The organism is Bacillus cereus group sp. BfR-BA-01441 (genome assembly GCF_022663075.1).
Lineage (GTDB): Bacteria > Bacillota > Bacilli > Bacillales > Bacillaceae_G > Bacillus_A > Bacillus_A cereus.
The window spans coordinates 1-5,469 of the sequence record NZ_JAKUEU010000159.1; the positions used below are offsets into that span (position 1 = coordinate 1).

Consider the following 5,469-nt stretch of genomic DNA (forward strand, 5'->3'; position numbering starts at 1 on the left):
AAGAAACAAAAATTTGTAAATATCTGTTACAATAAATTAAATATAATAGTGGTTAAGATTTTTATACTGAGAATTATTTTATTGTGATCCATGGTTTAGGGAGGAAAAGAAAGTGGATAACCTATTACAAATGTTTCGAGATGCGTTGTTAATCTCTGAGCCAATTTATAAAACTAACGAGCAAGTATGGAATAAGTGGAATGCATACTTTAAAGATGTTGAAAACAATAATAATAAAGTACTCACATCACCCCATGCTTCTCCATCATTTACTGCATTAGTATCTTGGTTAGAGAAAAAGCAAGAGTCCGGAATTACATTAGTACAAATTTATGCCAAAATTGATTCCTATAAGGAAGAAATATATAAAGAAATTGAAGGATTTATAGACAAAGAATTTCAAAATGTAGCATCTTCAAGTTCCATAATAGTAGAAAATGATCAAAATATAGAAGAGACAAGCATAGTAAACCATGAGGATTATTATGAGGTAAATAACTCTGCTGTTTATTATAAGCTAAGAGATGGGATTGCAAAAAATCAATTTGAAGAGGACGAATTGAGTAAAGTTTTACAATATCCTATTGAAACAAAATCTTCTACTGGTGTAGCTCAGCTTTCTTCACACAAAGATGAAGATTTAAGACTTACTAATATAGAAGAAGCAGCCCGATGGAATACCCTTGTAGATGACGTAATGAGTAATATGGATGATTTAACGGCAGATTGCTTAGATGCAATCACAATACAGTGGATCAATGAAGCAAAATCTCCAGATGATTTTATTGACTTTTCTTATGAACAAGTTTTAGAAATGTGCAACATTCCAAAAACAGTTGTTAAAAATAAAGAATACTATAGAGCGGAAGATAAAATTAAGATAGCAAAGAGAATTGCAGCTTTAGCAAGCATTTTTATCTATTTAAATGATGAGAATGAAGTCGTTGTATTAAATGACCGTGATGATGATGGGGAACGTTTAGAATTAAAGCGTGAAGTTATCAAAAGATTATTTGTATTAGATTCAGTTGTTTTATGGAGACATAGTGTTACTAACGAATACATGGGTATTGAATCTTGTCGTATTAAGCCGGGTAGCTTTTTAACTAATTATTTGTATGGATCAAATAATACAACAGCCCTATTATCTAAAAAAGCACTTGAATACAATAGTTATAGACACAAATATCATAAAAGGTTAATTCGATACTTAACATGGCAATGGAGAATTAGACAAATGTATTCATCATTGAAAAAGCCATATTCTATAGGTGGGGACAAAGGACTGCTAGCAGTAATGGATATCCCAAAAGATTGGAAGCCTAATCGTATTAGAGAACAGTTAGAAAATGTTCTAATGGATTTAGAAAATGAAAAAGTAATTTCTCATTGGGAGTATAGTGATCCACTGGATGAACAACAAATTGGGAAACGTAATTGGTTTAAAAATTATTACACCAACTTAGGAATAACGATTTTACCACCTGAAGAAATGCTACAGTCAATGGATAGGGTAATAGGAAAGAAGAGTATAGAGGAACCACAAGAGCAATTACCGGAAGTAAAAGTTGTTAAAGAAATAAAGAAGACTGTAGAATCAGTCGAACAAATAGAGAAAAAGATCCGTGACCAAATACTGAAAGTACACAATGAAAAGAAGGTAAGCATTCGTGAAATAGCAGATGAAATTAGTATTTCTCCGTCTACATTATCTAGGTTTTGTAATTATAAAACAAAACGTTTATCTAAAAAAGCATTAGAAAAGCTAACAAAATGGTGTGAAAGACAAGAAATATTAGAAAAGATGTAACATAGACTAAATATTTCTTTTAATAATAGTCAAAGTAAAATACACATACATTATGTATGTGTATTTTACTTATTATCATTAATAATAGTCTGAATTTTCTTGTTTATGGCAGTTTTGGTGGGCAAAGATCCTACGGGAAAGTCATTATAGTTATGCTGTTTAATCCACTGCAATTAAATTTCTTGTCTTATCGATATGGTTCAGTAACATACGATACTCTTCTTCATACATAGTTATACGTTGTAGAAGAGATTGATTCTCTGTTTCTAAATCTTCAATTTGATTTTGTAACTTTGTGAATTCATTCGCATTTTTATAATTTTGTAGAAAGAGAATAATATCATCTAATGTAATAGACAAAGAGTTTTTTTCTTTTTCTGATGGGGAGAGGGGAATATTATTTCCCATTTTTTGGTCTTGTTTTGCTTGTTGTATTTCTTCTTGGTATTGTTTTCTCACATATGAATTCCAACGAAATCCACACGCTGCGGGTGTTCTAGCTAGTAGTTTTGCTACTTCTTTGAATGCAGCTAACTGTGTTCCACCGTTACGAATATTCTGAAGTACTGTTGATGCGAGAAGTAAATCGTTATCATCAGTCCAGGAGTCTTGTCTTGAGATTACCACGTTTTAACCCCCCTTATATGTTTTATATTATATATATGCAATTACTCAAAATGATAGAAGTTCAACTGCTCTTGAAATAATTGGGAGTAAGTTGATAGAAGTATGTATGATTTTACATGCAAAATTGCATTTAAGGTTGACTATTCCATAAAGGTGTAACTATAATGGTTACAGTTATGTGACTGAACTAATAAAGTTGTTGGTATGGATTGGTTGTATTAATGATGTATAAACAAATATTAAAGAATGAATGGAGTTGAAAATATAGTCCTACATATAAAACGTTTGTATAAAAATAAATTAGGTAATATACATTTTTTTATAATTATATATTAATAAAAAGAGGTGCACATTTTGAAAATTTTTAAGGGAATTCTAGTTTCTTCAATTGCATTAACAGCATTTAATGGGGTGGGCGGACTACTTCCAAGTGAAAAATCAGAAGTTGCCTACGCAGCTACTTACAATTATTCAAATAAGCAATTGAATTCTAATGTACATAAGCAAGTTACTAAACAATTAATTTTGAAATTTAAAAATGAAGCGAATTTACCATATCAGGATGGAATAGAAAAATTCATTAAAGAAGAAAAACAAGATCCTGAGTTAATTGGAATTTTAGCTGAATATCCAAATGTAACTATAAATCGACTTTTTAATTCTTTAAATCCTAAAGAAATTAAAAATCTAGGTAAAGAAATAAAAGATTCCGATCATATTTCTTCTAATTTGCTAAACTATTATATTGTAGAAACTCAAGATGATATTGATGTACAAGCATTACTTACAAAAATTGAAAAATCATCTCTTGTTGAAACGGCGTATTTACAGGAAGAAGAGGCGCCACCAGCAGAGCGTTTGCCAAATTTATCTGTTAATCCATATGATGAGCCTAGACTTACAAGACAAGGTTACCTTGAACCAGCACCATTAGGAATTAATGCACCTTATGCCTGGAGCATAAAAGGTGGAGATGGAAAAGGAACTACTTTTGTAGATATGGAGTATGGGTGGTTATTTAATCATGAGGATTTAGTGAATCAAAAAATTGAATTGATATCTGGACAGAATAAAAGCGAGCACCATGATCATGGTACCTCAGTCTTAGGAATTGTTTCGGCAGAGGATAATAACATAGGTGGAATTGGGATCGCACCGAAAGCTAAGGTAAAGGTTGTATCCCAGATTAGGGATAACGGAAATTATAATACAGCTGATGCTATTTTAAGTGCGGTTAATAATATGCAAGCTGGAGATATTCTTTTACTAGAGGCACAAGCAACTTACGATGGATATGGAGATAAGAACTATTTTCCTGTGGAAGTAAAACCAGACATATTTGATGCAATTCGTATGGGAACAAATAAGGGAATTATTATTATTGAAGCAGGTGCAAACGGCGGAAATGACTTGGATCAATTTAGAGACCGTAATGGTAAACAAGTTTTAAATCGTAATAGTCCTGATTTTAAAGATTCAGGGGCAATTATGGTTGGGGCAGCTTCTGCAAGGGTTCCTCATAAGCGTTCATATTTCTCTAATTATGGTAGTAGAGTGGATGTGTATGGATGGGGGAATGCAGTAGATACTACAGATGCTAAACCAAGTGAATTTATAACAAATTTATATACATCTAGTTTTGCTGGAACATCTAGCGCATCACCTATTATTGCTGGTGCTGCAGCATCAATTCAAGGAATTGCAAAAAATAATCAGGGGAGAGTATATACACCAAGTCAACTTAGGGATATTTTAAGTGATTCTAGCACCGGAACGAAATCAAATGATCCAACTTCTGATAAAATTGGTGTTTTACCTGACTTAAAAGCCATTTTATCTAAACTTGGTTTTTCACCAAACTTAAGTAATGATTCTTCCATTGTATTTCCTGAGGAACAAGAGATAAATAAAGGGAATAAGGGAAATGAAGGATCTACTATTACATTCCCAAAAGAAGATTCCGCTAATAGTGAAGGGGACTCTAGCTTTATTTTCCCAGAATAATTGTAAGGATATCTTCTATTTTATATAAAGGAATTTTATATAACTAGTTGAGTATAATACTGGTGAGATAGGCTCTTAAGTGTAATAGCATAAGAGCCTATCTGTTGTACTTTTAACTATATAAGAGGGAAGGTACTTTTTTAGATATTTACCTTGCCTAACAAACAAAACATTACAATGGACATAATGAATTCGTACTTGTGGGTATTTTTATTTGTTAAATTAATGGCGGGGCGGATCAATACGGTAGAATCCCTTATTTTAAAATAAATTAGGCAACAAAGGAATGGAGAATCAATTTTAAAATTTTATATTTTCATGGAATCTATAATTTTGTAAACTTCCGCCATTTATGTTTTTTTATTTTAATTTATTCGATCTGCATTATTTTTTATAAGGAAGTTTTTCGTATTACTAATTGCTTGAATTGATTTAATTTTAATAGTGATTTTATTTGGAGATTGTATAATCTTATTAGTTGAATTATCTTTTATCTGTAGATTTGGCCCAGTAACAGCAATTGATTCTTTACCAATACTCATTATAAAACCTTTAATATGAATTTGTTCTAAAAATATTATGATGGGTAAATGAATTAATTGATAATTACGTAAAAGTTTTTGGATTTCATTTGTAATATCTTTAATATTTTTAGACGTGTTGATTTGATACTTAGAAATCGATTGTGGATGATTTTGTTTTATCTTGAATCTTTTTGACTCTGCTTGCGGAACAAGTGGGGATGGTAATTTTAATAAAACTGTGGAAATCTTTTGTGAACATGATGGAGTATTTGTAGATTTTGATGAAACTGTAGATTTTTGTTGTGAACGTGATGGAGTATTCGTTGGTTCTGATGAAACTGAATTATTTTGTTGTGAACGTGGTGAAGTATCTGTTGGTTCTGAGGAAACTGCAGATTTTTGTTGTGAACGTGATGGAGTATTCGTTGGCTCTAATGAAACTGAGGTATTTTGTTGTAAACGTGGTGAAGTATCTGTTGGTTCTGATGAAACTGAGGTATTTTG

Annotated in this window: 4 protein-coding genes; 2 read left to right on the forward strand and 2 right to left on the reverse strand. The window is 31.3% G+C overall.

Annotated features, from left to right (window positions below; genetic code table 11):
• The first annotated feature begins 112 nt into the window (after window positions 1-112).
• The gene (locus tag MR107_RS29145) at window positions 113-1,810 is read left to right on the forward strand and encodes a helix-turn-helix domain-containing protein (protein WP_086388120.1); all 1,698 of its coding nucleotides are present in this window, start codon (window positions 113-115) and stop codon (window positions 1,808-1,810) included.
• A gap of 159 nt (window positions 1,811-1,969) precedes the next feature.
• Here MR107_RS29145 and MR107_RS29150 read toward each other — a convergent pair whose 3' ends face one another.
• A complete protein-coding gene (locus MR107_RS29150; RefSeq protein WP_242293083.1) occupies window positions 1,970-2,437 on the reverse strand; it encodes an RsfA family transcriptional regulator in 468 nt (155 codons plus the stop codon).
• 354 nt (window positions 2,438-2,791) lie between these two features.
• Between MR107_RS29150 and MR107_RS29155 the strand changes: the two genes are divergently transcribed.
• Window positions 2,792-4,441: a S8 family peptidase gene (locus tag MR107_RS29155; RefSeq protein WP_242293084.1), complete on the forward strand. Its 1,650-nt coding sequence runs from the start codon at window positions 2,792-2,794 to the stop codon at window positions 4,439-4,441.
• Between the two features lie 365 nt (window positions 4,442-4,806).
• Here MR107_RS29155 and MR107_RS29160 read toward each other — a convergent pair.
• Window positions 4,807-5,469, reverse strand: a 663-nt coding sequence (locus tag MR107_RS29160) for a hypothetical protein (RefSeq protein WP_242293085.1), incomplete at its 5' end; no start/stop codon positions are given.